Source organism: Streptomyces flavofungini (assembly GCF_030388665.1).
In the GTDB taxonomy this organism is placed as follows: domain Bacteria; phylum Actinomycetota; class Actinomycetes; order Streptomycetales; family Streptomycetaceae; genus Streptomyces; species Streptomyces flavofungini_A.
Genome location: NZ_CP128846.1, coordinates 6,641,371 through 6,667,115, shown reverse-complemented (window position 1 = coordinate 6,667,115; position 25,745 = coordinate 6,641,371). Strand labels below are relative to the sequence as shown.

The window sequence follows — 25,745 nt, the reverse complement described above, 5'->3', positions numbered from 1 at the left end:
TCACCACGCGCACCCCGCGGGCCTCCACGCGCCCGCCCCGAGGAGGAACCCTTGGCCGCCGAGCCCGGTCCCGACGTTCTCGACGCCTTCGAGGCCGCGAAGGGCTTCATGCCCGCGAAGGAGGGCCTCGCCCTGTACGCGGCGGCCACCGAGGCCGCGGCGCTCGGGCTGCCCCTGCTCGAAGTCGGCACCTACTGCGGCCGTTCCACGATCCTGCTCGCGGACGCGGCCCGCGCCGCCGGCGTGAGCGTGATCACGGTCGACCACCACCGGGGCAGCGAGGAGCAGCAGCCCGGCTGGGACTACCACGACCCGGCGACGGTCGACCCGGAGATCGGCCGCATGGACACGCTGCCGACGTTCCGCAGGACCCTGCACCGGGCCGGACTCGAAGACCACGTCATCGCCGTCGTGGGCCGTTCCCCGCAGGTCGCGGCGGTGTGGAACTCCCCGGTCGCCCTCGTCTTCATCGACGGCGGCCACACGGACGAGCACGCGAACGCGGACTACGAGGGGTGGGCGCCGCACGTCGCGGAGGGCGGACTGCTCGTCATCCACGACGTGTTCCCCGACCCGGTGGACGAGTGGACCGGTCAGGCCCCGTACCGGATCTATCTGCGGGCCCTGGAATCCGGGGCATTCACGGAGATCTCGGCCACGGACTCGCTCCGCGTCCTGCGCCGAACCGGCGCGGGCTCCCTGCGGCAGGACTAGGCTCGCTTCCGTGTCGTACGTAGGTCCGGACAGTCATCCACCGCGCCCGCCCCGCCGCTTCCGCGGTGGCCGCCCGCTCGCGGTCGCCCTCGCCGTGCTCGTGCCCGGCACGCTCGCCGGGTATCTCCTCATGGACACCGCGAGCGACTCCGATGACGGCAAACCGGCCAGAACGCTGCCGTCCGCGAGCCGCTCGGAGCAGGGCTCGCCCTCGAAGCCGAGCGCGGACGCGAGCAAGACCGACAAGCCCGATGACTCCGACAAGCCCGGCAAGCCGGCCGAGCCGTCGAAATCCAATCCCGACGCCCCCAAGCCGTCCGCCGACCCCACGAAGGGCTCGGGCGGCCGCCCCGCCGCGTCCGGCCCCCTCAAGGGCAAGGTCGTCGTGGTGGACCCCGGACACAACCCGGGGAACTTCAAGCACACCGCCGAGATCAACCGGCAGGTGAACATCGGGACGAACTCCAAGGAGTGCGACACCACGGGCACGTCCACCAACCGCGGCTACACGGAAGCCCGGTTCACCCTGGACCTCGCCCACCGCCTGCGCGACCTGCTGCACCGGCAGGGTGCCACGGTCCGCTTCACGCACGACGCCGACCGCGCCTTCGGACCCTGCGTCGACGAGCGCGCCCGGATCGGCAACGAGGCCCGCGCCGACGCCGTGGTCTCCCTGCACGCGGACGGCTCGGCCGTCGGCAACCGCGGCTTCCACGTCATCCTGCCCGCGAAGGTGCGCGGCGGCGCCGCGGACACCAGCGCGATCGTCGCGCCGTCCCGCGACCTGGGCGAGCGCATCGCGGGCAAGTTCCTGAACGCCACCAAGAGCGCCCCCTCCAACTACGTCGGGGGCGGCACCGGCCTCGACGTCCGCGGCGACCTCGGCGGCCTCAACCTCTCGAAGGTGCCGAAGGTGTTCATCGAGTGCGGCAACATGCGCGACCCGAAGGACGAGGCCCTGCTGACGAGCGGCGCCTGGCGGCAGAAGGCGGCCCAGGGCCTCTCGGACGGCATCGAGAGCTTCCTGCGCGGGTAGACACAGGCGGGTGCCGGGCGCGATTCCGGTGCGTGAAGGGGGCTGATTCCGGGCTATCGCCCCATGTCGTGATGTGTTCGACGCCGTCTCGTCACGGGACGGCAACCGGCAGATCTTCACTGAGTGACGATCTTTATCCCGAGCAGACATCCCGGCCGACCGGAGGATAGTGTCCTCCCTACGATGAGGGGCCACCCCCGCGCTTCGCGCACCGCGACACGACCGCGACTACGGCGACAGCGACGCCTCTACCGACGAGACGACTGACGAAGGACCCTGAAGTGAATTTCCGCTCCCTCACTCGAGGCGACGGCGTGGTGATCGGAGCAGCGGTGTTGCTCTTCATCGCCTCGTTCCTCGACACCTTTGACGACGCAGGCGATGACGCTCCCAACGCCTGGGCCAACGGCAACCTGCTGATGAGCATGTACCTCCTCGGCATCATCGGCGCCGCGTGCATCGTTCTCGGCCGTGCCACGGGCGGGCAGCGCAAGATCGTCGGCCTGGACCTCGGCCAGATCGGCATCGCCTTCGCCATCGCCTCCGCATGGAGCTCGCTCGGCGCGATCTTCGACACGGACCAGTCGTTCGGCTTCTTCTTCGATGCGCTCAGCAAGATCGGCGGCGGACTCGGTCGCCAGAACGGCAGCGGCCCCGAGTCCCCCGATGCGGGCGTTGGCCTCATCCTCGGCCTGATCGCCGCCCTCGTGCTGGCTGGCGCCGCCGTCGCCACGAACATCGTCCCCGCCCTCAAGGCCCCCCTCGCGGGCGGCGGTGGCCCCAAGGCCCCGCAGCCCTACGGCGGCCAGCCGCAGGGCGGTTACGGCTACCCGGGCGCGCAGGGCGGTCAGCCGGGCCAGCCGTACGGCGCCCAGCCCGCCGCCCCGGCACAGCCCTACGGCGGCCAGCCGCAGGGTGGCGGCCAGACGCCGCCGCCCGCCCAGGCGCAGCAGGCGGGCGCCCCGGCCGGGGACTTCTCCCCGTTCTGGTTCGCCGTGCCGGTGCCGCGTCCGCTGTACGCCGAGGACGGTTCGCCGACCCCGATCGCGGAACTGGCTCCCGGCACCTGGTACCTGGCCGTGGAGCAGCGCGGCCAGAGCCTGGTGGCCCAGACGCAGGACGGCCGTCGCGGCGTCCTGCAGGACACCACGGGAATCCAGCGCGGCTGAGCCCTCGCGCTCGCGCGCTCCCGCAGCACCTCAGCGGCCCCTCGCCCCTTCCGGGCGGGGGGCCGCTGGCGTACCCTCCTCCAGTCGATCCAGATCTGATGCACCGTCAGCTCACTTGGCCGGCTCTCTCGGTCCGCTCCCTGGAGGTCATATGCGGCTCGGGCTCGCGCTCGGATACTGGGGCCGCGGCCCCGAGGCCCGGCACCTGGCGCTCGCGCAGGAGGCCGAGCGGCTCGGGTACGACTCGGTGTGGACGGCGGAGGCCTGGGGGTCGGACGCGTTCACGCCGTTGACGTGGATCGCCGCGCACACCTCGCGGATCCGGCTCGGCACGGCCGTCGCGCAGATGGCGGCCCGCTCGCCCACCACCACCGCCATGCACGCCCTCACCCTCGACCACCTCTCCGGAGGGCGGATGCTGCTCGGGCTCGGGCTCTCGGGACCGCAGGTCGTGGAGGGGTGGTACGGGCGGCCGTTCCCGAAGTCGCCGCTCACCGCGACACGGGAGTACGTGGATGTCGTACGGCAGGTGCTGCGGCGGGAGTCCCCCGTGGCCCTTGACGGGCGGTTCCACCCGCTGCCCTACCCGGGCGAGGACGGCACCGGGCTCGGCAAGCCGCTGAAGTCCATCACCCATCCCCTGCGCGGCGACCTGCCCGTCCTGCTCGGCGCCGAAGGGCCCAGGAACATCGCGCAGACGGCCCGGATCGCGGACGGCTGGCTGCCGCTGTACTGGTCGCCGACGCGCACGGACGTGTACGAGGCGTCGCTCGGCGACGGGCTGCGGCCGGGGTTCGTGGTGGCGCCGCTCGTGCGGGCCACGGTGTGCGCCGACGTGCGCGAGGGGCTGCTCCCGGTCAAGGCCATGCTCGGCTTCTACATCGGTGGCATGGGGCACGCGGCCCGTAACTTCCACGCCGAACTGATGGGGCGGATGGGGTACGAGGAGGAGGCGCGGCGGGTGCAGGAGCTGTTCCTGGCCGGGCGGCGCGAGGAGGCCGTGCTCGCCGTGCCGGACGCGTTCGCCGACGAGATCTCGCTGGTCGGGCCGCGCGGGCGGATCGCCGAAAGGCTCCAGGAGTGGCGCAAGGGGCCGGTGACGGACCTGCTGGTGCTCGCACGGGACCCGGACACGCTGCGGGTGCTCGCGGAGCTGAACGCGTAGCCGAATCAGGGTGGTGCGGGCGGCCGTGTCGGCGCCCACGTGGTTGATGATCCGCCCCAGGGCGTTCAGGTCGGGGCGTCCGCCTTCGTCCGGTCCGGGTTCGGCGTCGGCACCCGCACCTCGTGATCGCGCAGGTACGCGTTGAGCTGCTCGCCGTGCTTCTTCTGGTGGTCCACCTGGTGCTTCAGGAACTGGTGCGCGTGGACGAGGGAAAAGGCGCGATCGACTCGCCCTCGTCGGAGACGCAGCTGTCGGCCTGTTCGTCCGCGGCCATGCCCTGGAGGTTGATCAGCGGCTTGACCCGCGCGGCGACATCTGGGACCGGGCGTCGCCCGCCCGGCGCGCCGACCCTCGCCCGCGCTCCGTACCGGGTGCCCGATTGTCGTTCTTCCCGAACGCGAGAACGCGCGCATGTCGAGGTCGTAGTAGAGCGTGCCCCCGCCGCCCGCCGTCCATCAGTCGCTGTCGGCGAGATTGTGCCGGTAGGCGTAGCCCACGGCCTGGGCGCGGTCTTTGGCTCCGATCTTCGCGAAGATGCGATTGATGTGTGTCTTCACCGTCGCTTGGCTCACCACGAGCTGGGCGCAGATCTCCGTGTTGGACAGGCCCCGAGCGATGAGGGTGAGCACCTCGGCCTCCCGTGGGGTCAGTCCGTCGGGAGGTGTGGCGCGCTCCTCTTGTTCCGCGCCCTGCACCCAGGGCTCAGCCGGCGGGGAGGCTTCCCCCGATCGGACGGCAGAGACCAGACGGGCCTGCACGACGGGGTCGAGCCAGGTCTGGCCGGCGTGGACACGCAGGATGGCCGCTTCGACCTCGTCGTCGTCCGCGTCCTTCGTCAGGTAGCCACGCGCCCCGGCCCTCAGCGCGGGAAAGATGGAGTCGTCATCGGCGTACGTGGTCAGCACCAGCACGGCGCTGTCCGGCAGCTTCTCCCGCAACAGCGCGGTGGCCGCCATGCCGTCGAGTACCGGCATGGTGAGGTCCATCAGGACGACGTCCGGGCGGAGCCGTACAGCCAGCTCCACCGCCTCGGCACCGTCGCGGGCGGCTCCGACCACCTCGATGCCGTCCAGCATTCCGAGCAGCAGGACGAGCCCTTTGCGGACAACCTGCTGATCATCGGCGACAAGAACCCTGATCTGTTCACCAGAGGCGGGGCTTCCGGATGCCGTCATGCCGGGACCTCCATCGTTACTTTCCAACCTTTTGGGGTCGGTCCGGCGTCGACCTTGCCGCCCACCTCGTCGAAACGCTCACGCATGCCAGTGAGCCCCAGACCGGACCCCACCACCAGCGGCGACGGCATCGGCCCCGGGGCATCTCGCCGGTCCTCGACGGTCAGTGCCGTACCCGTCGGTTCGTAACGCAGAGCAACTGAAATGTGGGCGCCGCGCGCGTACCGTGCGGCGTTGGTCAGGGACTCCTGCGCGCCGCGGTAGAGGGCCCAGTCGGCGTCTGCCGGCAGGGGCCGAGGTGCGCCCGTGACGGAGAGGCGGACGTCGAGTTCCAGATCCACCCGGTAGCGCTCCACCAGCTCTGGAAGGCGGTCCAGCGAGGGCGTTTGCCGGCCGCGCAGGGCGCCGACCGCGCGGCGGGCGTCACCGAGACCTTCCTTCGCCAGCTTTCCGGCCCTGTCCAGTAGCTCCCGCAGGTCCTCATCGGTCTGCTCCCGCCGGGCCATCCGCCGTGCGGCCTGTATCTGTACGGCAAGTCCGGAGAGGGTTTGAGCCAGTACGTCGTGCAGCTCCTGCGCGATGCGGGTGCGCTCGGCCAGAGCCACCGCCTCTGCCTCGGCCTCACGGGCGTCCGCCAACTGCGCAAGCAGGAGTTCTGCGCGCTCCTCACTGTCGCCCGCCTGACGCACGCTGAGTGCCATCAGCGCGAGCACCGCGCAGAAGAGCAGCTGGCTCAGCAGAGTACCGATGCCGCCGTCCACCCCGGCGAGTGCGGCGGCCACCAGTCCGCTCATGAGGACGCCCCCGAGAACAACGGCGTGCTGTCGGCTCAGCACCAGGAAGGCCGTGAGCACGGCCACCGAGAGGGGCAGCACCGACATCGAGCCGGGCTGCAGGACCCCCACGGCGAGCCCGAAGCCACTGGTCAGCAGGCAGAAGGCGGTGCAGCTCCGAGGGCCGAGGACTTGCCAGCGTCCCGCGGCCACTGCGGCCAGGGGCAGGACGCACCCGGCGAGGGTCAAGGTGACCGCGAGATGCACCCCGTGTACTCCCGGCCCCGGTTCCGCGTACAGGGACTGCACGACGATGGTGACCACGATGCCCCACAGCACCGGCTGCAGACGGCGGGCCCGGTGCGCGCGGCGTTCTCGTACACCGCTCAGAGCGGCGGCCATGCGCGGACTGACCGCTGTGGACGGGCTACCCGGGAGGTCCGTCATGTTCTGAAGGATAGGGACGTGGCCGGTCAACCGCGCTCTTGACGTCGGCCCCCGCCCGGCGGGCGCGGGCCGACGGGGGGACTCGGCGCTCGAAGGAAGACGGAACGGCATCGGGTTCAGATATGCGCAGACGCGGTACGAGCAGTGGTTCGACGGGCCTTGAGACGGACCACGGCGAGCCTGCACAGGACCTGGGCGAGGGCCATCAGGAGCAGCGCAGCCGTCCACGCCGCCGACCCCGTGATCAGGTTGTCCCGGCTGAACCGCGCGACCGTCGTCGAGCCGGTGTGGGTGGCCCAGATCTCGAAGCCGGCACGGAATGCCATGCCCGCGATCCAGAGCACCGCGGCGGCCGCCCCCGCCTTGGCCAGTGCGACGCCGTCCGAGTCACGACTCAGGCGTGTGGTGGCACCGCAGGCCACGCCCAGGACGCCGCCGACGAGCACGCCGACGAGATCGAGCCGGAGGTCGTTCCCCTGGGTGGGGAAGGACTTCAGGTAGTACGCGGCAGCAGCGGCCACGGCCACTACCGGCAGCAGCGCATTGCGCAGCGTCTGGCGGGTTCCGCGGATCTGCGGGATGACCAGGCAGATCAGCGCGGCTGAGATCAGGTAGTCGATGGTCGTCATGTCTGCGATCCTGCCGGGCGGGACGTATCGGGGCGTCGGCCCGTGAGTCGACCTTCGGGTTGAGCACGCCGTCAACCCGAGGGTTGACGGCTTCAGCAAGGCGGAGAAGCCGTATCTCAACTGATCATGGAACGTGCGGGTCGAGCAGGTTTCCCGCCAGGGTGATCCGCCCCGTGTACGCGCATGAAGACAGGGCCTCTCGGTAGGCACGCCCAGGACCGACGCATGGCCCCCGGCCCTCAGCCCTCAGCTCTCAGCCCTTCGCCAGCTCCCCCGCCGACGGCACCTTGTCCGTCACCTCGGCCCCCGCGCCCTTCCCCGCGTCCTTCACCTTGTTGATGGCGCCGTCGAAGGACTTGACCACGGACTCCGTGGAGTCGCCCTTGCGGAGCTTGGACGGCAGGTCCTTGAGGGCGTCGATGCCGGCGGTGAGCGGGGCGACGGCCTTGGCCAGGGTCGGGTCGCCCTTGGCGTTGCGCAGCGCGGCCTTGAGGCGGTTGTAGGTGAACGCCCCGGCGAGGCCCGCCTTGATGAGGGCGAAGCGGCGGCCGTCGGCGCCGGAGGCGAAGGTGCCCGCGCGGTAGGGCTTCACGATCCACTGGTACGTCGCCCCGGCGGCGAGCCCCGCGTTGGCGACGAACCGCGTCTTCGCGAGCTTCTGGCGTTCGACCGTGCTCGTGGGACTCGCGGCCGAGTCCTTGTCGCCGCCGCACGCAGCCGTCCCCGCCAGGAGGGCGCAGAGGAGCAGCGGGACGAGGGGGCGGAGCAGGGAGCGGGGCACGGTGACCTCCGGGCGGGGTGGGGGCGGCCGCCGCCAGCCTCACCCGGTGCGGCCGGGCCCGCCATCGGGGCGCGGCCAGCGGGGTGCCTGGCGCTCCGGCCGACGCGGCGGGCGCCCCGCAGCCGACGCGCCAGGCACCCCACGGCCCCCATGACGGCCGCCCCGACCGACCGGAGCGGGCCCCACAGGTTGCGGCCACCCCTCCCCCGGTACCCGCCCCCCCATGCCCCCGTACACGAACGACGCGCTACGGACGCCGTGGAGGTCGTCGTCATCGCGGATGTGATGGCCTTCCTTCTCGCCCGGTGGGTCCTGATCGACCTGTCGGACGCCAACCGCGCCAATGACCTCGTGCAGGTCGTGCAGGACGCGGCCAGGTGGCTGGCGGGCTGGTCGCACGACCTGTTCACGTTCGACGAGCGCTGGGCCCGTGTGGTCGCGGGGTACGGCCTCGCGGCCGTCGTCTACCTCGTCGCGGGGCACTTCCTCGCGGGGCGGCTGCGGCGGCGCTGAGCGCCGCGCCGACCTGTCGGGCCGCCCACGGGGCCCGCGACCTCAGCCGCAGCAGTCCGGGTCGAGGCCGAGCGGCAGCCCCGTCCCCGAGAACACCCCGCACGTCGCCTCGTCGCCGCCGAGTGCCGCCACCGCGAGGAGCAGCGAGCCCGCCGTCCAGGTGGTGAGCTCGACGGGCCAGATCGCGGCGTCCTCGAAGACGTAGCCCGTCCAGTACAGGCCCGACTCGGGGTCGCGCAGGTGCTGGATGGACCTGAGGACGTCCAGGGCGCGGTCCGATTCGCCGATCGCCCAGAGGGCTAGGGCGAGTTCGGCGCTCTCGCCGCCGGTCACCCACGGGTTGGGGTGGACGCAGCGCACGCCGAGGCCGGGGACGACGAAGCGGTCCCAGCCGTCCTCGATGCGGGACTTGGCCTGCGCTCCGGTGACCGCGCCGCCGAGGACCGGGTAGTACCAGTCCATGGAGTAGCGGTCCTTGTCGAGGAAGCGCTCGGGGTGGTGGCGGATGGCGTGGCCGAGGGCGCCGGTCGCGAGCTCCCAGTCGGGCTGCGGGTCGTCGCGCAGGTCGGCGAGGGCCAGGGCGCAGCGCAGCGCCTGGTAGACGGAGCTGCAGCCGGTGAGCAGGGCGTCCGGGACGGGGGTGCCGTCGGGGTCCCGCTTCCAGCCGATCTGGCCGCCGGGCTGCTGGAGTTCGAGGACGAACTCGACGGCCGCGACGACGACCGGCCACATGCGGTCGAGGAACGCCTCGTCGCCGGTGCTCAGGTAGTGGTGCCAGACGCCCACGGCCACGTACGCGCAGAAGTTGGTCTCGCGGCCGCGGTCGGTGACGTCGTCGGGGTCGCCGTCGGCGTACGCCGCGTACCAGGAGCCGTCCTGGTTCTGGTGCCGGGCCAGCCACTCGTAGGCGCGAGCGGCGGCCGCGTGCTCGCCGGCGGCGTCCAGGGCCATGGCGGCCTCGGTGTGGTCCCACGGGTCGAGGTGGTGGCCGCGGAACCAGGGTATGGCGCCGTCCTCGCGCTGGACGGCGAGGATGCCGCGGACCGTGGCCGTCGCCTGATCGGCCGTCAGCACACCCGGCAGGACCAGGTGTTCGGTGCGCTCGGGAATCGTCACGCCCCGGCCTTCGCGTCGGCGGCCGGGTCGGGGGTGGCGGCGGGCAGGTGCGGCTTGGTCGCGTACGCCACGAAGCTCTTGCCGATCAGCGGGTTCAGCGCCTGCTCGGCGACCTTCGTCACCAGCGGCTTCTTCATGATGTCCCAGACCAGGAGCTTGTGGTACGCCCGCACCGGCAGCGCCGCGTCGTCACCGTCCTTGCCGACTCCGAACGCGCACTTCAGCCACCAGTACGGCGAGTGCAGCGCGTGCGCGTGGTGCGTGCCGTAGGGCTTGAGGCCCGACTCGCGCATCCTGGCGAGGAGTTCGTCCGCCTTGTAGATGCGGATGTGGCCGCCCTCGACCTCGTGGTAGGCGTCGCTGAGCGCCCAGCAGACCTTCTCGGGGCCGTAGCGCGGGACGGTCACGGCTATCCGGCCGCCGGGCCTGAGGACCCGGACCATCTCGGCGAGCACGCCCTTGTCGTCCGGGATGTGCTCCATCACCTCGGAGATGATCACGACGTCGAACGACTCGTCGGGGAAGGGCAGGTTGAGGGCGTCGCCCTCCATGGCGGTGGCACTCGCGCCCGCCGGGGCCTCCCCCGCCTCCTTCATCGCCGCGAACCACTTGGCGACCTCGCGGATCTCCTCGGCGTTCCGGTCGAGGGCGACCACCCGGGCGCCGCGCCGGTAGCACTCGAAGGCGTGACGGCCCGCCCCGCAGCCCAGATCGAGCACGCGGTCCCCCGCGGCGAGCGGGAAGCGGGTGAAGTCGACGGTCAGCACGTGGCCCTGCTTTCGGGTTGAGGTCCTGCAACTTCGCCGCGGGCCGCGGCCCCGGCCGTCGGCAGCGCGTGGCCGCGGGCCGCCGCGCGGGCGGCGCCCCGGCCCGCGGAGCGGTCGATCGCCGCGCGGTACAGCTCCGCGGTGCCCTGGGCCGCGCGGGCCCAGGTGAACCTGGCGAGGACCCGGGCCCGGCCCGCGGCGCCGAGCCGCGCCCGCAGCTCCGGGTCGCCGAGGAGCCGGGTGAGGCCCGCGGCGAGCGCGCCCGCGTCGCCCGGGGGCACCGCGAGGCAGGTGTCGCCGTCGCGGCCCGCGACCTCGGGGATCGCCCCGCCCGTCGTGGCGAGCAGCGGCGTCCCCGTCGCCATGGCCTCGGCGGCGGGCAGCGAGAAGCCCTCGTACAGCGAAGGGACGCAGGCGATCTGGGCCGAGCGGACCAGGTCGACGAGCTCCTCGTCGGTGATGCCCTTGACGAACTCCACGGAGCCTTCGAGGCCGTACTTCTCGATGGCCTGCGCCACCGGGCCGTCCTCGGCGCGCTTGCCGACGACGACGAGGTGCGCGGCGGGGTTCTCGGTGCGGACCTTGGCGAGGGCCTCGACGAGGTGGATCAGGCCCTTCAGCGGTACGTCGGCGCTGGACGTCGTCACGATCCGGCCCGGCACCTCGGGCACGGCCGGGTCGGGCGAGAAGAGGTTCGTGTCGGCGCCGATGTGGACGACGTGGATCCGGTCGCGCCGGACGCCGAGGTGGTCGACGATCTCCTGGCGCGAGGTGCCGGACACCGTGAGGATCGACGGAAGCCGCCGTGCGACGCGCTTCTGCATCCGTGTGAACGCGTACCAGCGGCGGACCGAGGCGCGACGCTTCCAGTCGGGCGCGGCGTCGAGCTCCAGGCGGCGGTCGACGGTGATGGGGTGGTGGACGGTCGTCACCAGGGGGGCGCCGAGGTCGCCGAGGAGGCCGTAGCCGAGGGTCTGGTTGTCGTGCACGACGTCGAACTCGCCGCGCCGGGCGCGCAGGTGGCGGCGGGCGCGCAGGCTGAAGGTGACCGGCTCGGGGAAGCCGCCGGTCCACATCGTCGCGACTTCGAGGGCGTCGATCCAGTCGCGGTACTCGTCCCGCTTCGGCGTGCGGAAGGGGTCCGGCGAGCGGTACAGGTCCAGGCTCGGCAGCTCGGTCAGGCCGAGGCCGCGCAGGTCCTCGCCCTCGTCGAGCACGGGGTAGGGCTGCGCGCCGATGACCTCGACGCGGTGACCGAGGCGGACCAGCTCGCGGGAGAGGTGGCGGACGTAGACGCCCTGACCGCCGCAGAACGGGTTCCCCTTGTACGTGAGGAGCGCGATGCGCAGCGGGCGGCCGCCGTCGGCGGCCGCGCCCGGGGGCACGTCCGGCGTCGTGCCCGGTGTCGCACCCGGCACCGGCCCCGGCAGGGGACCCGCCTCCATGGCCTCAGCGGTCACTCTGGCCCCCTTCTGCCTTCAGTTGTCCGCGAGATTACGCCGGGACGGTAATGTAGAACAAGTTTCAGACTCGTTCCTGTCATGATCGCCCTTGATCGCCGGACCCGCTCGAATCTACCGGCAGGTAGCCGGACCGGAAGGTCCGGATCAGGTGATTCGCGCCACGGCGGCCGCCCTGCCATGCTGTGCGGTCCCGATGCACGGGAACGGGACGGGAACGGTACGGGGACTGGGCGGAAGCGATGGACACCGCTGACGGGACTGACGGGGCGACGGGACTATGACGGCTGACGCGAAGACGGCTGGAGCGAGCGCGGCACATCCGGCGTCGCCGCCCCTCACCGAGCGCCAGGAGGCGCGCCGCCGCCGCATCCTGCACGCGAGCGCCCAGCTGGCGAGCCGGGGCGGCTTCGACGCGGTCCAGATGCGGGAGGTGGCGGAGTCGTCGAGCGTCGCACTCGGCACGCTCTACCGCTACTTCCCGTCGAAGGTGCACCTGCTCGTCGCGACGATGCAGGACCAGCTCCAGCACATGCACACCACCCTGCGCAAACACCCCCCGGCCGGGGAGAGCCCGGCGGAGCGGGTCGCGGAGACCCTGATGCGGGCATTCCGCGCCCTCCAGCGCGAGCCGCACCTCGCGGACGCCATGGTGCGCGCCCTCACCTTCGCCGACCGGTCGGTGAGCCCGGAGGTCGACACGGTCTCGCGGCTCACCACGGCGATCGTCCTGGACGCCATGGGCCTGGAAGGACAGCCGACGGCGGCGCAGCTCTCCGCGGTGCGGGTCATCGAGCACACCTGGCACTCCGCCCTGATCACCTGGCTCTCCGGCCGCGCCTCGATCGCCCAGGTCAAGATCGACATCGAGATGGTGTGCCGACTGATCGACCTCACGGTGCCGGACCCGGAGGCCTGACCGCGCCCGCCGGCGGCGCCGCGCATCGTAGGGGAAGCGACCTCGCGCAGGGGCGGAGTGCGCCCCTCCGGCCGATGGACTGTCGCATGAGGGGCGCACTTGGTGCAGACATATGCGCCCCCTTGGCATCCCCTTGGCCGATTCTCAGCGTTCATGACAGGCGCACTTCGTCTTTCAATGGTCTGCGCAACGCTCGGCACCCCGGCGAACGGCCGGGACCGGGGCACCAGGTGCGGTTCGGACGGCGTCCGGGTGGGACTCGGACAGGAGGGGCGAGTGACGCGGCCCGGAACCGGAATCTGGAGGAGCACGGTGCTGGAGGGGCAGAACGTGATCCGCGTACTTCTCGTGCACGACGCCTGTCTGCTGCGATCGGCTCTGGCGGAACGACTCGCCCGCGAGCCCGACTTGGAGGTGTTCCACACGCCATGGGGCGCCGCCCGGCGCCGACTCGGCTCGGTGCGGCCCGACCTGTGCGTCGCCGACCTCGACTGCGAGACCGGGTACGCGCTGGCGCCACTCGGCGAACTGAAGACGACCGCGACCGGCTCGGGCACCCGCTGCCCGCTGCTCGTCCTCGCATCGGCGCACCGGCCGGGGCTGCTGCGCCGGGCCCTGGACGCGGGCGCGGTCGGCTTCGTGGACAAGGCGAGCGTGCCCGAGCAACTGCTCACCGGGATCAGGCAGGTGGCGTCCGGGCTGCGCTACGTCGACGAATCGCTCGGCTTCGGCTTCCTGAAGGCCTCTCAGATGCCCTTGACCAAAAGGGAGTTGAGTGTCCTGTCGTTAGCCGCCGGTGGGGCGTCCGTCGCGGAGATAGCGAACCGGCTGCATCTGTCGATCGGCACGGTGCGCAACTACATGGCCGCCATCACGCGTAAGACCGGGGCGCGCAACAAGGTCGACGCGATCCGGATCTCCTTAGGGGAGGGATGGGTGTGATCAGGGCAGGACCGGCTGCGACACGGCCTGCGGGTCCCAGTTGCCCGCCAGGTCGCGGTACAGCTCCGACCGCTCGAGCAGCTCGCCGTGGCGTCCGCAGTCCGTGCGCGGTCCGTCGAGGACCAGGACGCGGTCGGCGCGGCGGGCCGAGCTGATGCGGTGCGCGACGACGACGAGGGTGCCACCGGGCCGGGCTGCGAAGGCGCGCTCGGCCCGGGACTCCGCCTCCGGGTCGAGGTGACAGGTGGCCTCGTCGAGCACGGCCAGCTCCGCGTGCGCGACATAGGCGCGGGTCAGGGCGATCAGCTGGCGTTCGCCCGCCGAGAGCGCGGTCGGGTCGAGCCGCGCCCCGAGCCCGCCGACGCGCTCGGCGAGCGGGCCGAGGCCCACGGTGTGCGCGGCGTCGAGGAGTTCGGCGTCCGCCACCGGGTCCGGCCGCAGGTAGCGCAGGTTCTCCCCGAGGGTGCCGCTGAACACGTACGCCTCCTGCGGGATGAGCACCCGGCGCGCCACGGCCCCGCCGTCCCGCGCGTCCCGCCCGGCCACCCGCACGCTGCCGCTCCCCGGCGCCAGCATCCCCGCGACCAGGCCCGCCAGCGTCGACTTGCCGACCCCGCTCGGCCCCACGACGGCCAGGTGCCCGCCGCGCGGCAGGACCAGATCCAGGTCGCGGATGACGGGCTCGGCGTGCGGGCCGTAGGCGAAGGTGACGGAGGTGAGGTGGAGGGCGGGGGGCGGGGTGGGGTCAGCGGGCTCGATGAGGCCAGTGGGTCCGGTGGGTCCGGTAGGTCCGGTGGGGTCGATGGGCCTGGCAGGGTCGGTGGGTTCGGTGGGGTCGATGGGTTCGGTGGGTTCGGTGGGGGCCTTGGTGAGGGACGCTCCAGCGTCGGCCCCGGCTTCAGGCAGCGGCAGCGAACCGCCGGGCTCCCCCGTCCCCTCCGGCACCAGCCTCCGCAGGATCACCACGAGGCGCGTGCCCGCCGAACCCAGGCCGTGGACCAGGTTGTGCAGGGCCGGAAGGAGGGCCTGGGTGACGTAGGTGAGGGCGCCGACGAGTTCGCCGGCGGAGACGCCGTGGGACAGGAGCCAGGGGCCGGTGGCCAGCAGCAGCACGATGGGGAGCTGGCCGCCGAGCGCGAGGGAGGCGATGCGGACGACGGACCAGCGGGCCAGGGTGCGCGACGTCTCGTACTCGGCGGTGAGGCGGTCCTCGACGGCGGCGGCGGTCGGCTCCTCGGCGCCCGCGGCGGTCACGTCCCTCAACCCGGGGCAGACAGTGCCCAGTTCGGCCGCGATGGCCTCGTCGGCGGCCAGGTAGTCCTCCTGGCGGCGGGCCAGCGGGCGCAGGGTCAGGACGAACAGGGCGACGCCCGCGACCAGGGGCGGCGCCACCACCAGGACGAGCAGTGGGGCCAGTGTGGACAGGCCGATCAACGCGCCGACGGCGGTGAACACGAAGGACCGCGACACCATCACCAGGCCCGCGAAGGTGTCCCGCGCGGTCTCCACCTGCTGGGTGAGCCGGGACACGGCGGCGCTGTCGGCCTCCTCGATGCCGCGCGCCACGACGTGCCGCACGAGCGCGTCCCGCATCGGCTCGACGAGCCGGGCCACGGCGCGGAACACCTGCCCGGTGCCGTACGCCGCGACAAGGACCCCGCCCGCGGCGGCGAGGAGCCAGCCGAGCCCGACGGCCCCCCGCCCGGCGAGGAACCCGTCGTCGAGCGCGTGCGCCAGGGCGTACCCGGTGAGGAAGGTCTGGCCGGTCTCCAGGACGGACCAGAAGCCGATCTGCGCGACCACCCAGCGGCGCTCGCGCAGGAAGCGGACGCCGCGGGCGTAGGTGCCCGTACCCGTGCGCCTCACGCCCCGCCCTCCCGGCCACGCCGGCCCCGCAGATCCCGCTCGCCGCCCTGGCTCCCCACGTCCCCGACGCCCACCTCAGCGACCTGAGCCCTCTCAGCCACTTCGGCCACTTCGGCCATTCCGGCCACTTCGCCCGCCTGAGCCACCTCGGCCCCCTCGGACCCCTCGGACCCCTCGGCCCCCTTGGCCCCCTTGGCCCCCTTGGCCCCCTCGCCCTCCTCGTCTTCGAGCTGTTCGAAGGCCCTTCGGTAGTCCGGGAGGCGCCACAGTCGTTCGTGGGCGTCGAAGGCGCGGATGCGGCCGCCGTCGAGCCAGGCCACGGCGTCCGCGCGGGCCGCGGTGGCGGCGCGGTGGGCGACGATCAGACGGGTACGGGACGGTGTGGTGCGCAACAGGGCCTCCGCGACGCGGTGTTCGGTGACCGTGTCCAGGCTGGAGAGGGCGTCGTCGAGGATCAGGAGTCGCCCGCCCCTGGCGAACGCGCGGGCCAGGCCGAGGCGTTGGGCCTCGCCGCCGGACAGGGGCGCGGCCGCGCAGGCGGTGGCGTAGCCCTCGGGCAGGCTGCGCACGAACCCGTCGGCGCAGGCGGCGTCGGCGGCGCGCCGGACGCTCTCGCGGTCCGGCCGGGGCTCGCCGAAGCCGATGGTGTCCTCGACCGTGGCGCCGAGCAGCGCGGGCCGCTCGAAGGCGTAGCCGACGTGGCGGCGCAGCTCCGCGCGGCTGAGGTCCGGCAGCGGTACGCCGTCCAGGAGCACGGTCCCCCGGTCGGGGTCGGCGAGGCGGCCCGCGAGGGCGGCGAGCAGCGACTTGCCCGCGCCGGAGCGGCCGACGACGGCGACGGTGTGCCCGCCGGGGACGGTCAGGTCGACGTCGTCGAGCACGGTGCGCCCGCCGCGCCGCGCCGTGACGCCCCGCAGCTCCAAGGTTCCGGGGCCCTGCGGGAGCCGAGCGTCGCCGTGGCGCGTCGCCGGTTCCTTCTGGACCTCGGCGAGCCTGCCCGCGGCGGCCTTGGCCCGCACCAGGCCGCCGAGCTGGCCGACCAGCACGCCGACGCCGGTGGCGAGCGCCGCGTACCGTACGGCCGCGAGCAACTCGCCCACCGACAGGCGGTGGTGGAGGATCAGGTAGCAGGACATGGCGACGACGCCGATCTGGAGGAGCGGTGCGAGCGCCACGGCCTGGGCCTGCGAGCGGGCCTGCACGTGCCACATGCGCAGGCCCTGGCGGGCGAGTTCGGGCAGCGGCGCGAGGACCCGCGCGGCCTCCTTGCGCTCGGTGTGCGCGGCGGCGATGGTCCTGGCCCCGCCGATCGCCTCGGTGAGGCGGCCCGCGATGTCGCCCTGGATGGTCTGGTACCGGGCGACGCAGTCCGACGAGGCCCGGGTGAACGCCCGCAGGAGCAGCACCAGGACCGGCGCCCCGCCGAGGAAGACGGCCGCGAGCCAGAAGTCGATGAGGCCGAGCGCCACGACGGCGCCGACGGGTGCGGCGACGGCCGCGAAGAGCCCGGCGAACACGGCGGGCGCGGTGCCGGCCTGCGCCGCGCTGCCGACGAGGCGGGCCACCAGGTCCCCGGCCGGGAAGCGGGCCGTGGCGCGCGGTCCGACGCCGAGGACGTGCCGGACGAGGCGGCCGCGCAGCCACAGGGTGGTGCGGGCGGCCGTGGTCGCGGAGAGCACTTCCTCGCAGGCGTCCAGGGCGGCCATGACGCCGACGAGGGCGGCGCACCAGAGCACCCAGCCGCTGGCGTCGTCCCCGGCGATCACGGCGTCGAGGGCGCGTCCGATGGCGAGCGGAAGGAGCAGGCCCGCGCCCGTTCCCAGGAGGCTGAGCAGGCACAGGGCGAGGCAGCGTGCCGTGTTGTACCGGGTGGACTCGGTCAAGAGGCGGCGCTGTGCGGCCTGTTCGACGGTCGGCATGGCGGAGCGGGACCTCTCGGAAGCTGTCGGGCCCGGGGCGGCTCGGAAGCCGTCGAGCCCGGGCGGCCCACCGAGGTGGCACCGCCCGGGCCCGTCACTGACGTGAACTCACAGACAAAGCAGGACGCTCGCCTGGCTGGCGCACAGCAGCAGGCTGACCTGGCTGCCGCCACCGTGGCCGCCGCCACCGGTCATCTCGTCGGTCTCCATGCTCTGCAGGTCGAGGAGCGCCATCGTCGTGCCTTTCTCTCTGGGGACATGGTGCGTTTGGTGGTGCTTGCCGTGCGGGTGGTGCGTTTTTCACGACCCCGCCGTGCGGCGGGGCCGGTCTGTGGGCCGCTTCAGGGGCGGCAGGAACGGCAGGTGGGCGCGGGCGCCGGGCGGCCGTTCGGTGTCGAGCGCGGCACCGAGGGCGAGCAGACAGCCCGCGGTGCCGGTGTGCAGGTCCATGGACAGGCGCAGCAACTGGTTGCCGGGGAAGGCGAGGTGGCGCTCGTACGGCATGGCGAACCAGCCGAGGCCGTCGATCTGGCCGGCGAGGCGGGCGGCGGTCGCGGTCGCGTCGGCCGCCCCGCTCGCGCCGTCCGTGCCCGGCCCGGTGCCGTCGTCCGCCCCCGGCGCGTGCTGCGTGCGGCTCAGGTGCAGGATCATTCCCGCGCGGCCCTGGACGAGCCCGGGGTGCGCGCAGAAGCGGGAGCTCGCGGCGGTCAGGATGTCGGCGCGGGCCGCGGCGAACTGCTCGTCGTGGCGGTAGGTCAGATAGTCGTCGAGGACCATGCCGATGCCGACGCTGCCGTCGCCCAGGTAGGGCATGGTGCGCCAGCCCTCGTCGACGGCGAGCCCCCCGTCGCGCTGCGGCACGCACCGGGCGAGGTCCGCGCGCAGGGCCTGGGCGGCCAGGTCGAGGAAGTCGGGGGCGCCGTGGCGGTCGTACAGCCTGAGGAAAAGCAGCGCGGGGCCGCTGGCGCCGCGCAGCAGCCCGGCCCGGCGCGAACCGGCCGGTGTGCCCGGTCCCGCCTGGGTGCCCGGCCCCGCCGCCGCGGCCGCCTCCGCCGCCACCATCCGGCTCGTCAGGATCCGCGCCGCCCGCAGCGCGTGCTCGTCGAGGTCCCGTTCGCCCGTGGTGCGGGCCAGGCCGTCCAGGGCGAGGCCGAGTCCGGCGAGGCCGCCGTACAGGTCGGAGGAGAGCCGCTCCCAGTTCTCGTCGAGGACCAGGCCGACGAGGTCGAGGGCACGGGTGCGGTGGCCGAGGCGGTCCAGGACGTGGGCGATGCCCGCGATGCCGTCGTGCAGGCCGAGCGGGGTGCCCGCGGGGGGTGGGGCGGTGTGCTTCAGGAGCCAGTGCTCGCCCTCCTCGTAGCGCTGCGCGCCGGTCTCGGCGAGCGCGTACAGGACCCCGGCCGCGCCGTACGCGAGTCCGAGCCCGCCGCCGTCGGCGAACTGCCCGACGTCGCCGGGGAAGAGCCGGTCGTCGCGCTCCGGTGTGGCGGAGGCGAGGAGGGCCGCGGTCATGGAGTCCCGGCTGCGGGGCCAGTCCCGCGGTTCGACGACGAAGTCCCGTACGCGTCGGCCCGAGCCGGTCCGGCGCTCCCGGGACGTCTCCCCCTCGGCGTCTCCCTCCCCCTCCGCCTCCGCGGTGGTCCTCGCCTCCCCGACGGCGCCCGCCCCGGCGTCCCCGGCTGCTCCGGTGATCTCCGCGACCGCCTGGTCCAGGAACTCCCGGGGCACTTCGGGGAACTCGGTCGCGATCACCTCGGCCAGGTGCGCCGCCTTCTCGCGGTCGATGACCAGGAGCGTGGTGACGGGCAGGAACAGGGCCAGGCGCAGGCAGGCCAGGGCGTAGCGGTCGATGCCGGTGCCGCTGCGGTCGGCGGGCGCGACGAAGCCGGGGTGCGCGAGGGCCTGCCGTCCCGGCTGGTCCACCCCGGCGGCGGCCTCGAAGTCCAGGAGCGAGACGGACTGCTCGTCGGGCGCGACCATGATGTTGAACAGGTGCAGGTCGTTGAAGACGACGCCGCGCGCGTGCACGGCCGCCACCGCCTCCTCCACGAGCGCGTGGATCCGCAGCGCCCAGCGGGTGTACGCGGAGACGTCCTCGGCGGACGGCTCGTGCACGCACAGCGGGTGGCGGTCGGCGAAGAAGGAGTTGAGGGTGCGGCCCTGGAGGAAGTCCATGACGAGGAAGCGGTGGCCGCCGAGCTCGAACCAGTCCCGCACCTCGGGGGCGACGCCGAGCCCGGACAGCTTCTCCAGGGCGTCCTTCTCGCGTTCGAGGCGGGTGACGGCGTCGGCGCCGTCGGCGGCGAGGCCCGCGTGCGGGCGGCCCTCCTTCAGGACGACCTTGCGGCCGTCGCGGGTGTCGGTGCCGACGTACACGCCACCGCCGTTGGAGAAGTGCAGGGCCTTCTCCAGGCGGTACGGGAGGTCCTTGACGTTGGTCGCGTCACGGGCGTCGAGGTGCGGCTTCAGGAAGTCGGGCAGGGTCACCCAGGCGGGGACCTTGAAGGCCGGCTCGCGCGAGTCCGGCACGAGCCGGCCGTCGGCGTCCTCGATCGCGGGGACCATCCGGCCGCGTCCGTCGTCGCACACGCGGCGCGTGAAGGCGCCGTAGCGCACGTACAGCGGGCCCTCGCCCCAGCGCAGATCGGTGAGGACGTAGGGCCCCTCACGGCCGTCGAGGATCTTGCCCAACTCCCGCAGCACCGTGTGGAGTTGCTGCTCGTCCGCGGGGTAGACGGTGACGAACTTGCCGCTCTTGTCGCGGCCCGCGTACTTGCTGTTGCGCAGCAGGAGCAGCGCCGGTCCCGGCACGAACTTGAACGGCACCCGGCGCGGCACGCAGTAGTCCCAGACGGCCGCGGCGACCTCGTCGGCGTCGGCGCGCGTGGCGGAGACATGGATCTTCCAGCCCTGCTGGGGCGCGGGCAGCACGGTGCCCTCGTCGTCGACGGGGACCAGGGTCAGCCAGTCGCCGGCGCGCTCGGCGCGCCATCCGTCGGGGACGGGGCGGCGGGCGGTCGCGTACACCGTGTCGGCCTGTTCGGGCGCGGACAGCCGGTCCGGGGTCTCGTAGAAGTGTCTGTCGGCCAGACAGTAGACCTCGTACCGCTTGTCCATGGGTCCCCTCCCCGCGCTGTGTCGCGATGAGACTTCCAGGACACCCCGGGGGCCGGACAGTCACGACTGTCATCGACTCACCATGCGGAACTCATGCGTTAAGTCACGTTCGAGCGGACTTCGAGCAGGTGATGGTGGTCCGGTGGACGTGGCCCGCGCAGGACTGTGAGTGCCGGTGCGCGCGGCCCCGGCGGGCGGGGGCTTCAGTCCTCCGGCGGGAACACCACCTCCCCGGTGCCGAGCAGGGTGAGGGTGATGGCTTCGACGGGGCAGCTCTCGGCCGCCTCCAGGATCTTCTCGGCGGCGTCCGTCTCGGGGTGCGTGGGGTGCGACTGACGGGCGGTGTCGAGGGTGAAGCCGTCCGGGGCGGTGCCCACGCACATGCCCGAGCCGATGCACACCGACCGGTCGACCTCGACGTGCCAGCGGTCGCCCATCAGGCACCGCCTCCCGCACCGGGGGCCTGGTACCCGGCGGGCAGGTGGATCATCTTGTGCTCGAAGAACTCGCCGTACCCCTCGGGTCCGAACTCCCGCCCCAGGCCGGAGTTCTTGTAGCCGCCGAAGGGGCCGAGCATGTCGAGGCTGAAGGAGTTCACGGAGTACGTGCCGGTGCGCACCCGGCGCGCCACGTCGATGCCGCGCTCGACGTCGGCGGTCCACACGCTGCCACTCAGGCCGTACTCGGAGTCGTTGGCGATCGCCACGGCCTCGTCCTCGTCGCCGTACGGGAGCAGGCAGATGACGGGGCCGAAGATCTCCTCGCGGGCGATCCGCATGGAGTTGTCGACGCCGCCGAAGAGCGTCGGCTCCACGTACCAGCCCCGGTCGAGCCCCGCGGGGCGGCCGCCCCCGGCGAGGATCTTGGCGCCCTCCTCCTGCCCGATCCGGATGTAGTCGAGGGAGCGGCGCTGCTGGCGCTCGGCGACCAGCGGGCCCAGCTCGGTCTCCGGGTCCATCGGGTCGCCGACCTTCAGGGCGGACGCGGCGGTGGCGAAGGCGTCGGCGAACTCGTCGTAGCGGGAGCGCGGGAGCAGGATGCGGGTCTGGGCCACGCAGGCCTGGCCGTTGATCATCCAGGCGAAGGGCACGATGCCGGCGACGGCGCCCGCGAGGTCGGCGTCGGGGAGGATCACGGCGGCCGACTTGCCGCCGAGTTCCAGGGTGACGCGGGTGAGGTTCTGCGCGCAGACCTCCATGACGCGCTTGCCCGCGGCGACGGACCCGGTGAAGGACACCTTGTCGACGCCCGGGTGCGCGACCAGGTACTCGCTCACTTCCCGGTCGGCCGGGAGGATCGAGAGCACGCCCTTGGGCAGGCCGGCCTCCGCCGCGATCTCGGCGAGGATGTACGCGTCGAGCGGCGCCTCCGGCGAGGTCTTCAGGATCACCGGGCACCCGGCGAGCAGGGCGGGCGCGAGCTTGGCGGCGGCGGTGAACTGCGGGACGTTCCACGGGACCACGGCCGCGACGACCCCGACGGGCTCGCGCCGCACCAGGATCGGCCCGAGCGCCCCGTCCCGCGCCTCCTCGTGACGGAAGCCGCGCGCGATGGTGATCGCCGCGTCCCACACCATCATCGACGACAGCGCCTGCACCATCACCGACGCCGTGTACGGGGTGCCGTTCTCGGAGCTGATGACCCGCGCGATCTCGTCGTGCCGCGCCCCGACCCCGTCCTTGATCCGCTCCACGACCTCGATCCGCTCGGCGAGCGGCATCCGCGGCCAGGGCCCCTCGTCGAAGGCCTCCCGCGCCACCGCGACGGCCCGGTCGACATCCGCGTCCGAGGCGTGCGGCACCCGCGCGAACACCTCCCCCGTGTGCGGCGAGACCACCTCGATGACGTCCTTGCCGAGCGGGTCGACCAACTCCCCGCCGATGAAAAGCTGTCGGTGTTCCACGAGCTCGCTCATGACTGACCGCCTCCTGCGGGACGCGTGCCGCTCCGACACCGGATTCCCGACGCCGCCTGTTCCTCGATCCCGACGCCGCTTGCTCCTGACGCCGTTTCAGAACTGATACCAGTTCTAGTTAAAGGAGGCCAGGGTCAGCACAGATCGGGCTCTCACCAGCGGTTACTTCGCCGATTGCGATGTCAGTGCCGACCGTTAGCGTTCCGTCCGCAAGGCCCCGACCACGGCGGCACACAACAGAGAAGGAGCGGTTCGATGACGCAGGGCCCTACGGACACGCACAAGGGACTGTCCTGGATCGCCGACGCCTACGACATCGGCTTCACGCTCACCCTCGGGGAGGGGCTCTCGCCGCACGAACTGCTGCGCGGCGTCGGCGCCGAGGAGCACCGCATCGTCCCGCTGTCCTGCTCCGCCGCGTCCGAACTGCTGCTCAGGGACGAGGAGGACCACATCGGCGACCTCGACTTCCTCGACCGGGAGGACGAAGCGGCGGTCGCCCGCCTGACCGACGGCGGCTTCCTGCCCACTCCGCCGGACGCCATCGTCAGGGCGGGTGCGGTGGCGGGCTGGGCGTACGCGCTGGAAGAGTTCAGTTGCCACACGGGGGAGCACATCGCGGCGCTGTCCCGGCGAGGGCGGGCGCTGTGCGTGCACCGCAGCGCGGCGGGCTTCAGCCGTGTCGACTACGCCCTGCGCGGCGAGGCGGTGACCTCCTTCGAGCCGGGCCTGCCGCACCTGACGAACGGGGTCCCGGCCGAGGAGGCGCTCGGCTTCACGCACGACGGCGACGAAGCGGGCGATGTCGCGTTCCTGCGCTTCCTGGAGGACAGGTTCGGCATCTCGATCCCTTGGGAGGAGACGGAGGCGGAGCTGCCGTCGGCCGCGTTCACATGACGCGCCCCTCGCCGCGCGGGTGACGCGACCCTCGCGGCAACGGTGCCCCGATCCCCCCTCATCGCAGTCGACTTGGGCGACCATCGAAACAAGTTCTAGTTATAGTGGGCACCCTCGGCGGCGAGCGGGGGCGTGGGATGACTCAGGGCAGCGGCGCGGGGATCGTCGCGCACGGCGGCGGGGTGTGGAGCATGCGGGTGCCCATCCCCGACAACCCCCTCGGGCACACCCTCGTGCACCTCATGGACACCGATCGCGGGCCCGTCCTGATCGACACCGGGTGGGACGACCCGGCGTCCTGGGACACGCTCGTCGCGGGGATCGCCGCGTGCGGGGCCGACGTCGGGGACGTGCACGGGGTGCTCATCACGCACCACCACCCCGACCACCACGGACTCTCCGCGAAGGTGCGGGAGGCGTCGGGGGCGTGGATCGCCATGCACGACGCCGACGCGGACGTCGTGCGGCGCACCCGCGAGCACGCGCCCGCCCGCTGGTACGGGTACATGGCCGACAAGCTCGCCGCCGCCGGCGCCCCCGCCGAGCACGTGGCCCCGCTGCTCGCCGCCCGGGACGCGGGCCGCACCCCGAGGCTCCCCGGCCTCGCCCCCGCCCTGCCCGACCGGTCCATCGCGCCCGGCGAGCTCGTCCCCCTCGCGGGGCGGGCGCTGCGGGCGATCTGGACGCCGGGGCACACCCCCGGCCACGTCTGCCTGCATCTGGAGGAGGACCATCCCGCGGGGCTCGCCGGTCGCGGGCGGCTCTTCTCCGGCGACCATCTGCTGCCCGGCATCACCCCGCACATCGGTCTTTACGAGGACCGGGACGACCCCACGGCCGTCACCGATGATCCTCTGGGCGACTATCTGGACTCCCTGGAGCGGGTCGGACGGCTCGGCGTCGCCGAGGTGCTGCCCGCCCACCAACACGCCTTCACCGAAGCCCGGCCCCGCGTACGGGAGTTGCGGGACCACCACGAGGAGCGCCTCACCCAGCTCCTCACCCTGCTCACCGAGCCCCGCACCCCCTGGCAGCTCGCCGAGCGCATGGAGTGGAACAGGCCCTGGGCCGACATCCCCTACGGCTCCCGGAACATCGCGGTGTCGGAGGCGGAGGCGCACCTGCGGCGCCTGGTGAAGCTGGGGCGGGCGGAGGCCGTGGCGGGGAGCGATCCGGTGACGTACGTGGTGTGCGAGGCCTAGGCCCCGGTGCCCCCGGTCCCCTCGGCCGACTCGACCACCGCCTCAGCCAGGCCCAGGGGGCGTCCTCACCAGCCCTCGTCCCCCCGCAGCACCGCGTCCGCGCCCCCGTCGATGAACACCACCTGGCCCGTGACGTGGGTGTTCTCCGGCGCGATCAGGTGGTCGACGAGCGGGGCGACCTGTTCGGGATCGGCGTAGCCGTGCAGGGGCATCGGGACGCCCGCGTCGGCGGTGGCGCGCAGTCCGGGGTCCTCCAGCATGGCGCGGGTGAGCGGGGTGCGGATGATGCCGGGTGCGATGACGTTGAGGGGGATCCCGGCGCCCGCCCAGGCGTCGGTGACCGCGGCCCGGCGCACCCAGCGGACCAGCGCGCGCTTCGCGGAGGCGTACACGAGCCGGCCCTCGCCCCGGTCGACGGCGGCCCGCGCGGCGGCCACGGCGGCCTCCTCGTCGTCCGCGAGGACGGCGGCGACGATCGCCGGGTCGGTCTCGTGGACGGCGGCGACGGACGACACGGCGAGCGCGCGCGGGTCGCGGCCCGCGGCGAGCAGCGGCCGCAGGTCCGCGAGCGTCGCGATGGCGCCGAAGGCGTTGACCCGCACCGTGACGGGGTCGAACACGCCGACCCCCGCGCACGCCACCACCGCGTCGAGCCGCCCGCCGCCCAGCTCGGCGGCGGCGTCGGCGAGCAGCGCCCGCCCGTCGGCGGTCCCCAGGTCGGCCTGGATGTCGATGCCCCCGGTGTCCTTGAGGTCGGCGCCGATGACGCGGTGGCCCCGGCCGGCGAGGCGGCGCGCGACGGCCCGGCCGATGCCGGACGCGGCGCCGGTCACAAGACAGACACGAGCACCGTCACGCCCGCCAGGACCAGAGGACCGTGCTGTCGCAGTGCCCGCCATGCGTGCTCCCCCTCAACTCCCGTACCCCGAGGCCCAGGCCAACGTAACGCCGCCCCGGCGGCCCCTGCCAGACCGCGCCTGGGGCACGGGCGGCGCCGGGGCGCGCGCCGGAGCGGGAGCGGCGGGCGGCCGTGCCGGGCCCCGGGCGGCGGGCTACGGGCCGGTACAGTGGGCGGGTCGTCTCATGCGCGTACGAGGGGAAGCCGGTGGAAGTCCGGCGCTGACCCGCAGCCGTACAGCCGCGTCGCAGCGCGCGGCAAGCCGGAATGCCTCGCACGCCGCATGACCGGCTCGCGTCATCGGATCGTGCCGATGGCCGGCACC

Annotated in this window: 23 protein-coding genes and 1 riboswitch; of the genes, 9 read left to right on the top strand and 14 right to left on the bottom strand. The window is 73.3% G+C overall.

Annotated elements, in window-relative coordinates; all coding sequences use genetic code 11:
- Positions 1 to 108: 108 nt before the first annotated feature.
- From QUY26_RS28465 to QUY26_RS28450, 4 genes are all read left to right on the top strand, one after another.
- Entirely contained in the window at positions 109 to 714 is a 606-nt protein-coding gene (locus QUY26_RS28465; protein ID WP_289956132.1) for a class I SAM-dependent methyltransferase, read from the top strand.
- 10 nt (positions 715 to 724) lie between these two features.
- A complete protein-coding gene (locus tag QUY26_RS28460) occupies positions 725 to 1,750 on the top strand; it encodes an N-acetylmuramoyl-L-alanine amidase (protein ID WP_289951533.1) in 1,026 nt (341 codons plus the stop codon).
- A gap of 281 nt (positions 1,751 to 2,031) precedes the next feature.
- Positions 2,032 to 2,919 carry a hypothetical protein gene (locus QUY26_RS28455; RefSeq protein WP_289951532.1) on the top strand — a complete coding sequence of 296 codons (888 nt, stop codon included), beginning with the start codon at positions 2,032 to 2,034 and terminating at the stop codon, positions 2,917 to 2,919.
- Between the two features lie 151 nt (positions 2,920 to 3,070).
- A complete protein-coding gene (locus QUY26_RS28450; protein ID WP_289951531.1) occupies positions 3,071 to 4,084 on the top strand; it encodes an LLM class F420-dependent oxidoreductase in 1,014 nt (337 codons plus the stop codon).
- 455 nt (positions 4,085 to 4,539) lie between these two features.
- On the opposite strand, the gene QUY26_RS28445 is transcribed toward QUY26_RS28450, so the two are convergent.
- The 4 genes from QUY26_RS28445 to QUY26_RS28430 form a co-directional block, all read right to left on the bottom strand.
- The gene (locus QUY26_RS28445; protein ID WP_289951529.1) at positions 4,540 to 5,259 is read right to left on the bottom strand and encodes a response regulator; all 720 of its coding nucleotides are present in this window, start codon (positions 5,257 to 5,259) and stop codon (positions 4,540 to 4,542) included.
- On the bottom strand, positions 5,256 to 6,434 hold the full coding sequence (locus tag QUY26_RS28440; RefSeq protein ID WP_289951528.1) for a sensor histidine kinase: 1,179 nt from the start codon (positions 6,432 to 6,434) through the stop codon (positions 5,256 to 5,258). Before QUY26_RS28440 ends, QUY26_RS28445 begins: the two co-directional genes overlap by 4 nt.
- A gap of 161 nt (positions 6,435 to 6,595) precedes the next feature.
- A complete protein-coding gene (locus QUY26_RS28435) occupies positions 6,596 to 7,108 on the bottom strand; it encodes a hypothetical protein (RefSeq protein ID WP_289951525.1) in 513 nt (170 codons plus the stop codon).
- A gap of 253 nt (positions 7,109 to 7,361) precedes the next feature.
- Positions 7,362 to 7,889 (bottom strand): hypothetical protein, encoded by a 528-nt coding sequence (locus QUY26_RS28430; RefSeq protein WP_289951523.1) that lies wholly within the window; start codon positions 7,887 to 7,889, stop codon positions 7,362 to 7,364.
- Between the two features lie 285 nt (positions 7,890 to 8,174).
- Between QUY26_RS28430 and QUY26_RS28425 the strand changes: the two genes are divergently transcribed.
- Positions 8,175 to 8,402 (top strand): hypothetical protein, encoded by a 228-nt coding sequence (locus QUY26_RS28425; protein WP_289956129.1) that lies wholly within the window; start codon positions 8,175 to 8,177, stop codon positions 8,400 to 8,402.
- A gap of 42 nt (positions 8,403 to 8,444) precedes the next feature.
- Here QUY26_RS28425 and QUY26_RS28420 read toward each other — a convergent pair whose 3' ends face one another.
- Genes QUY26_RS28420 through QUY26_RS28410 form a run of 3 tightly spaced genes read right to left on the bottom strand, consistent with a single transcriptional unit; the run spans position 8,445 to position 11,745 of the window.
- Positions 8,445 to 9,518 (bottom strand): prenyltransferase, encoded by a 1,074-nt coding sequence (locus QUY26_RS28420; RefSeq protein ID WP_289951521.1) that lies wholly within the window; start codon positions 9,516 to 9,518, stop codon positions 8,445 to 8,447.
- On the bottom strand, positions 9,515 to 10,285 hold the full coding sequence (locus QUY26_RS28415; RefSeq protein WP_289951520.1) for a class I SAM-dependent methyltransferase: 771 nt from the start codon (positions 10,283 to 10,285) through the stop codon (positions 9,515 to 9,517). The genes QUY26_RS28420 and QUY26_RS28415 overlap by 4 nt, the downstream gene beginning before the upstream one ends.
- The gene (locus tag QUY26_RS28410) at positions 10,279 to 11,745 is read right to left on the bottom strand and encodes a glycosyltransferase family 4 protein (protein ID WP_289951518.1); all 1,467 of its coding nucleotides are present in this window, start codon (positions 11,743 to 11,745) and stop codon (positions 10,279 to 10,281) included. The genes QUY26_RS28415 and QUY26_RS28410 overlap by 7 nt, the downstream gene beginning before the upstream one ends.
- A gap of 280 nt (positions 11,746 to 12,025) precedes the next feature.
- Here QUY26_RS28410 and QUY26_RS28405 point away from each other — a divergent pair, with 280 nt between their 5' ends.
- Entirely contained in the window at positions 12,026 to 12,664 is a 639-nt protein-coding gene (locus QUY26_RS28405; RefSeq protein WP_289951516.1) for a TetR family transcriptional regulator, read from the top strand.
- 330 nt (positions 12,665 to 12,994) lie between these two features.
- Positions 12,995 to 13,606: a response regulator transcription factor gene (locus QUY26_RS28400; RefSeq protein WP_289951511.1), complete on the top strand. Its 612-nt coding sequence runs from the start codon at positions 12,995 to 12,997 to the stop codon at positions 13,604 to 13,606.
- On the opposite strand, the gene QUY26_RS28395 is transcribed toward QUY26_RS28400, so the two are convergent.
- The 6 genes from QUY26_RS28395 to QUY26_RS28370 all read right to left on the bottom strand — a co-directional run bounded on the left by QUY26_RS28395 (position 13,607) and on the right by QUY26_RS28370 (position 22,423).
- The gene (locus QUY26_RS28395; protein WP_289951508.1) at positions 13,607 to 15,472 is read right to left on the bottom strand and encodes an ABC transporter ATP-binding protein; all 1,866 of its coding nucleotides are present in this window, start codon (positions 15,470 to 15,472) and stop codon (positions 13,607 to 13,609) included.
- Entirely contained in the window at positions 15,469 to 17,391 is a 1,923-nt protein-coding gene (locus QUY26_RS28390; RefSeq protein ID WP_289951505.1) for an ABC transporter ATP-binding protein, read from the bottom strand. Before QUY26_RS28390 ends, QUY26_RS28395 begins: the two co-directional genes overlap by 4 nt.
- A 108-nt stretch (positions 17,392 to 17,499) precedes the next feature.
- Complete coding sequence (locus tag QUY26_RS28385) at positions 17,500 to 17,625, bottom strand: SapB/AmfS family lanthipeptide (RefSeq protein ID WP_289951503.1); 126 nt, start codon at positions 17,623 to 17,625, stop codon at positions 17,500 to 17,502.
- 66 nt (positions 17,626 to 17,691) lie between these two features.
- The gene (lanKC, locus tag QUY26_RS28380; protein WP_289951499.1) at positions 17,692 to 20,508 is read right to left on the bottom strand and encodes a class III lanthionine synthetase LanKC; all 2,817 of its coding nucleotides are present in this window, start codon (positions 20,506 to 20,508) and stop codon (positions 17,692 to 17,694) included.
- A 203-nt stretch (positions 20,509 to 20,711) separates the two neighbouring features.
- The gene (locus tag QUY26_RS28375; RefSeq protein ID WP_289951497.1) at positions 20,712 to 20,945 is read right to left on the bottom strand and encodes a ferredoxin; all 234 of its coding nucleotides are present in this window, start codon (positions 20,943 to 20,945) and stop codon (positions 20,712 to 20,714) included.
- Entirely contained in the window at positions 20,945 to 22,423 is a 1,479-nt protein-coding gene (locus QUY26_RS28370; RefSeq protein WP_289951494.1) for an aldehyde dehydrogenase, read from the bottom strand. The genes QUY26_RS28375 and QUY26_RS28370 overlap by 1 nt, the downstream gene beginning before the upstream one ends.
- A gap of 255 nt (positions 22,424 to 22,678) precedes the next feature.
- On the opposite strand from QUY26_RS28370, the gene QUY26_RS28365 reads away from it, so the two are divergent.
- Together QUY26_RS28365 and QUY26_RS28360 are read left to right on the top strand one after the other, a co-directional pair.
- Entirely contained in the window at positions 22,679 to 23,320 is a 642-nt protein-coding gene (locus tag QUY26_RS28365; protein WP_289951492.1) for a DUF6461 domain-containing protein, read from the top strand.
- A gap of 137 nt (positions 23,321 to 23,457) precedes the next feature.
- Positions 23,458 to 24,522 carry an MBL fold metallo-hydrolase gene (locus QUY26_RS28360; protein WP_289951491.1) on the top strand — a complete coding sequence of 355 codons (1,065 nt, stop codon included), beginning with the start codon at positions 23,458 to 23,460 and terminating at the stop codon, positions 24,520 to 24,522.
- 65 nt (positions 24,523 to 24,587) lie between these two features.
- Here the strand turns inward: QUY26_RS28360 and QUY26_RS28355 are convergent, their stop codons facing one another.
- Positions 24,588 to 25,355 carry an SDR family oxidoreductase gene (locus QUY26_RS28355; protein WP_289951488.1) on the bottom strand — a complete coding sequence of 256 codons (768 nt, stop codon included), beginning with the start codon at positions 25,353 to 25,355 and terminating at the stop codon, positions 24,588 to 24,590.
- Between the two features lie 263 nt (positions 25,356 to 25,618).
- Positions 25,619 to 25,692, top strand: a riboswitch (cobalamin riboswitch).
- Positions 25,693 to 25,745 lie beyond the last annotated feature (53 nt).

Bases quoted from the DNA above. Each gene is read 5' to 3' on its own strand.
- QUY26_RS28385 (WP_289951503.1), bottom strand. From the start codon at position 17,625: ATGGCGCTCCTCGACCTGCAGAGCATGGAGACCGACGAGATGACCGGT.
- QUY26_RS28435 (WP_289951525.1), bottom strand. From the start codon at position 7,108: ATGACGACCATCGACTACCTGATCTCAGCCGCGCTGATCTGCCTGGTC.
- QUY26_RS28365 (WP_289951492.1), top strand. From the start codon at position 22,679: ATGACGCAGGGCCCTACGGACACGCACAAGGGACTGTCCTGGATCGCC.
- QUY26_RS28465 (WP_289956132.1), top strand. From the start codon at position 109: ATGCCCGCGAAGGAGGGCCTCGCCCTGTACGCGGCGGCCACCGAGGCC.
- QUY26_RS28405 (WP_289951516.1), top strand. From the start codon at position 12,026: ATGACGGCTGACGCGAAGACGGCTGGAGCGAGCGCGGCACATCCGGCG.
- QUY26_RS28375 (WP_289951497.1), bottom strand. From the start codon at position 20,945: ATGGGCGACCGCTGGCACGTCGAGGTCGACCGGTCGGTGTGCATCGGC.
- QUY26_RS28425 (WP_289956129.1), top strand. From the start codon at position 8,175: ATGGCCTTCCTTCTCGCCCGGTGGGTCCTGATCGACCTGTCGGACGCC.
- QUY26_RS28390 (WP_289951505.1), bottom strand. From the start codon at position 17,391: ATGCCGACCGTCGAACAGGCCGCACAGCGCCGCCTCTTGACCGAGTCC.
- QUY26_RS28450 (WP_289951531.1), top strand. From the start codon at position 3,071: ATGCGGCTCGGGCTCGCGCTCGGATACTGGGGCCGCGGCCCCGAGGCC.
- QUY26_RS28360 (WP_289951491.1), top strand. From the start codon at position 23,458: ATGACTCAGGGCAGCGGCGCGGGGATCGTCGCGCACGGCGGCGGGGTG.
- lanKC (WP_289951499.1), bottom strand. From the start codon at position 20,508: ATGGACAAGCGGTACGAGGTCTACTGTCTGGCCGACAGACACTTCTAC.
- QUY26_RS28370 (WP_289951494.1), bottom strand. From the start codon at position 22,423: ATGAGCGAGCTCGTGGAACACCGACAGCTTTTCATCGGCGGGGAGTTG.
- QUY26_RS28440 (WP_289951528.1), bottom strand. From the start codon at position 6,434: ATGGCCGCCGCTCTGAGCGGTGTACGAGAACGCCGCGCGCACCGGGCC.
- QUY26_RS28445 (WP_289951529.1), bottom strand. From the start codon at position 5,259: ATGACGGCATCCGGAAGCCCCGCCTCTGGTGAACAGATCAGGGTTCTT.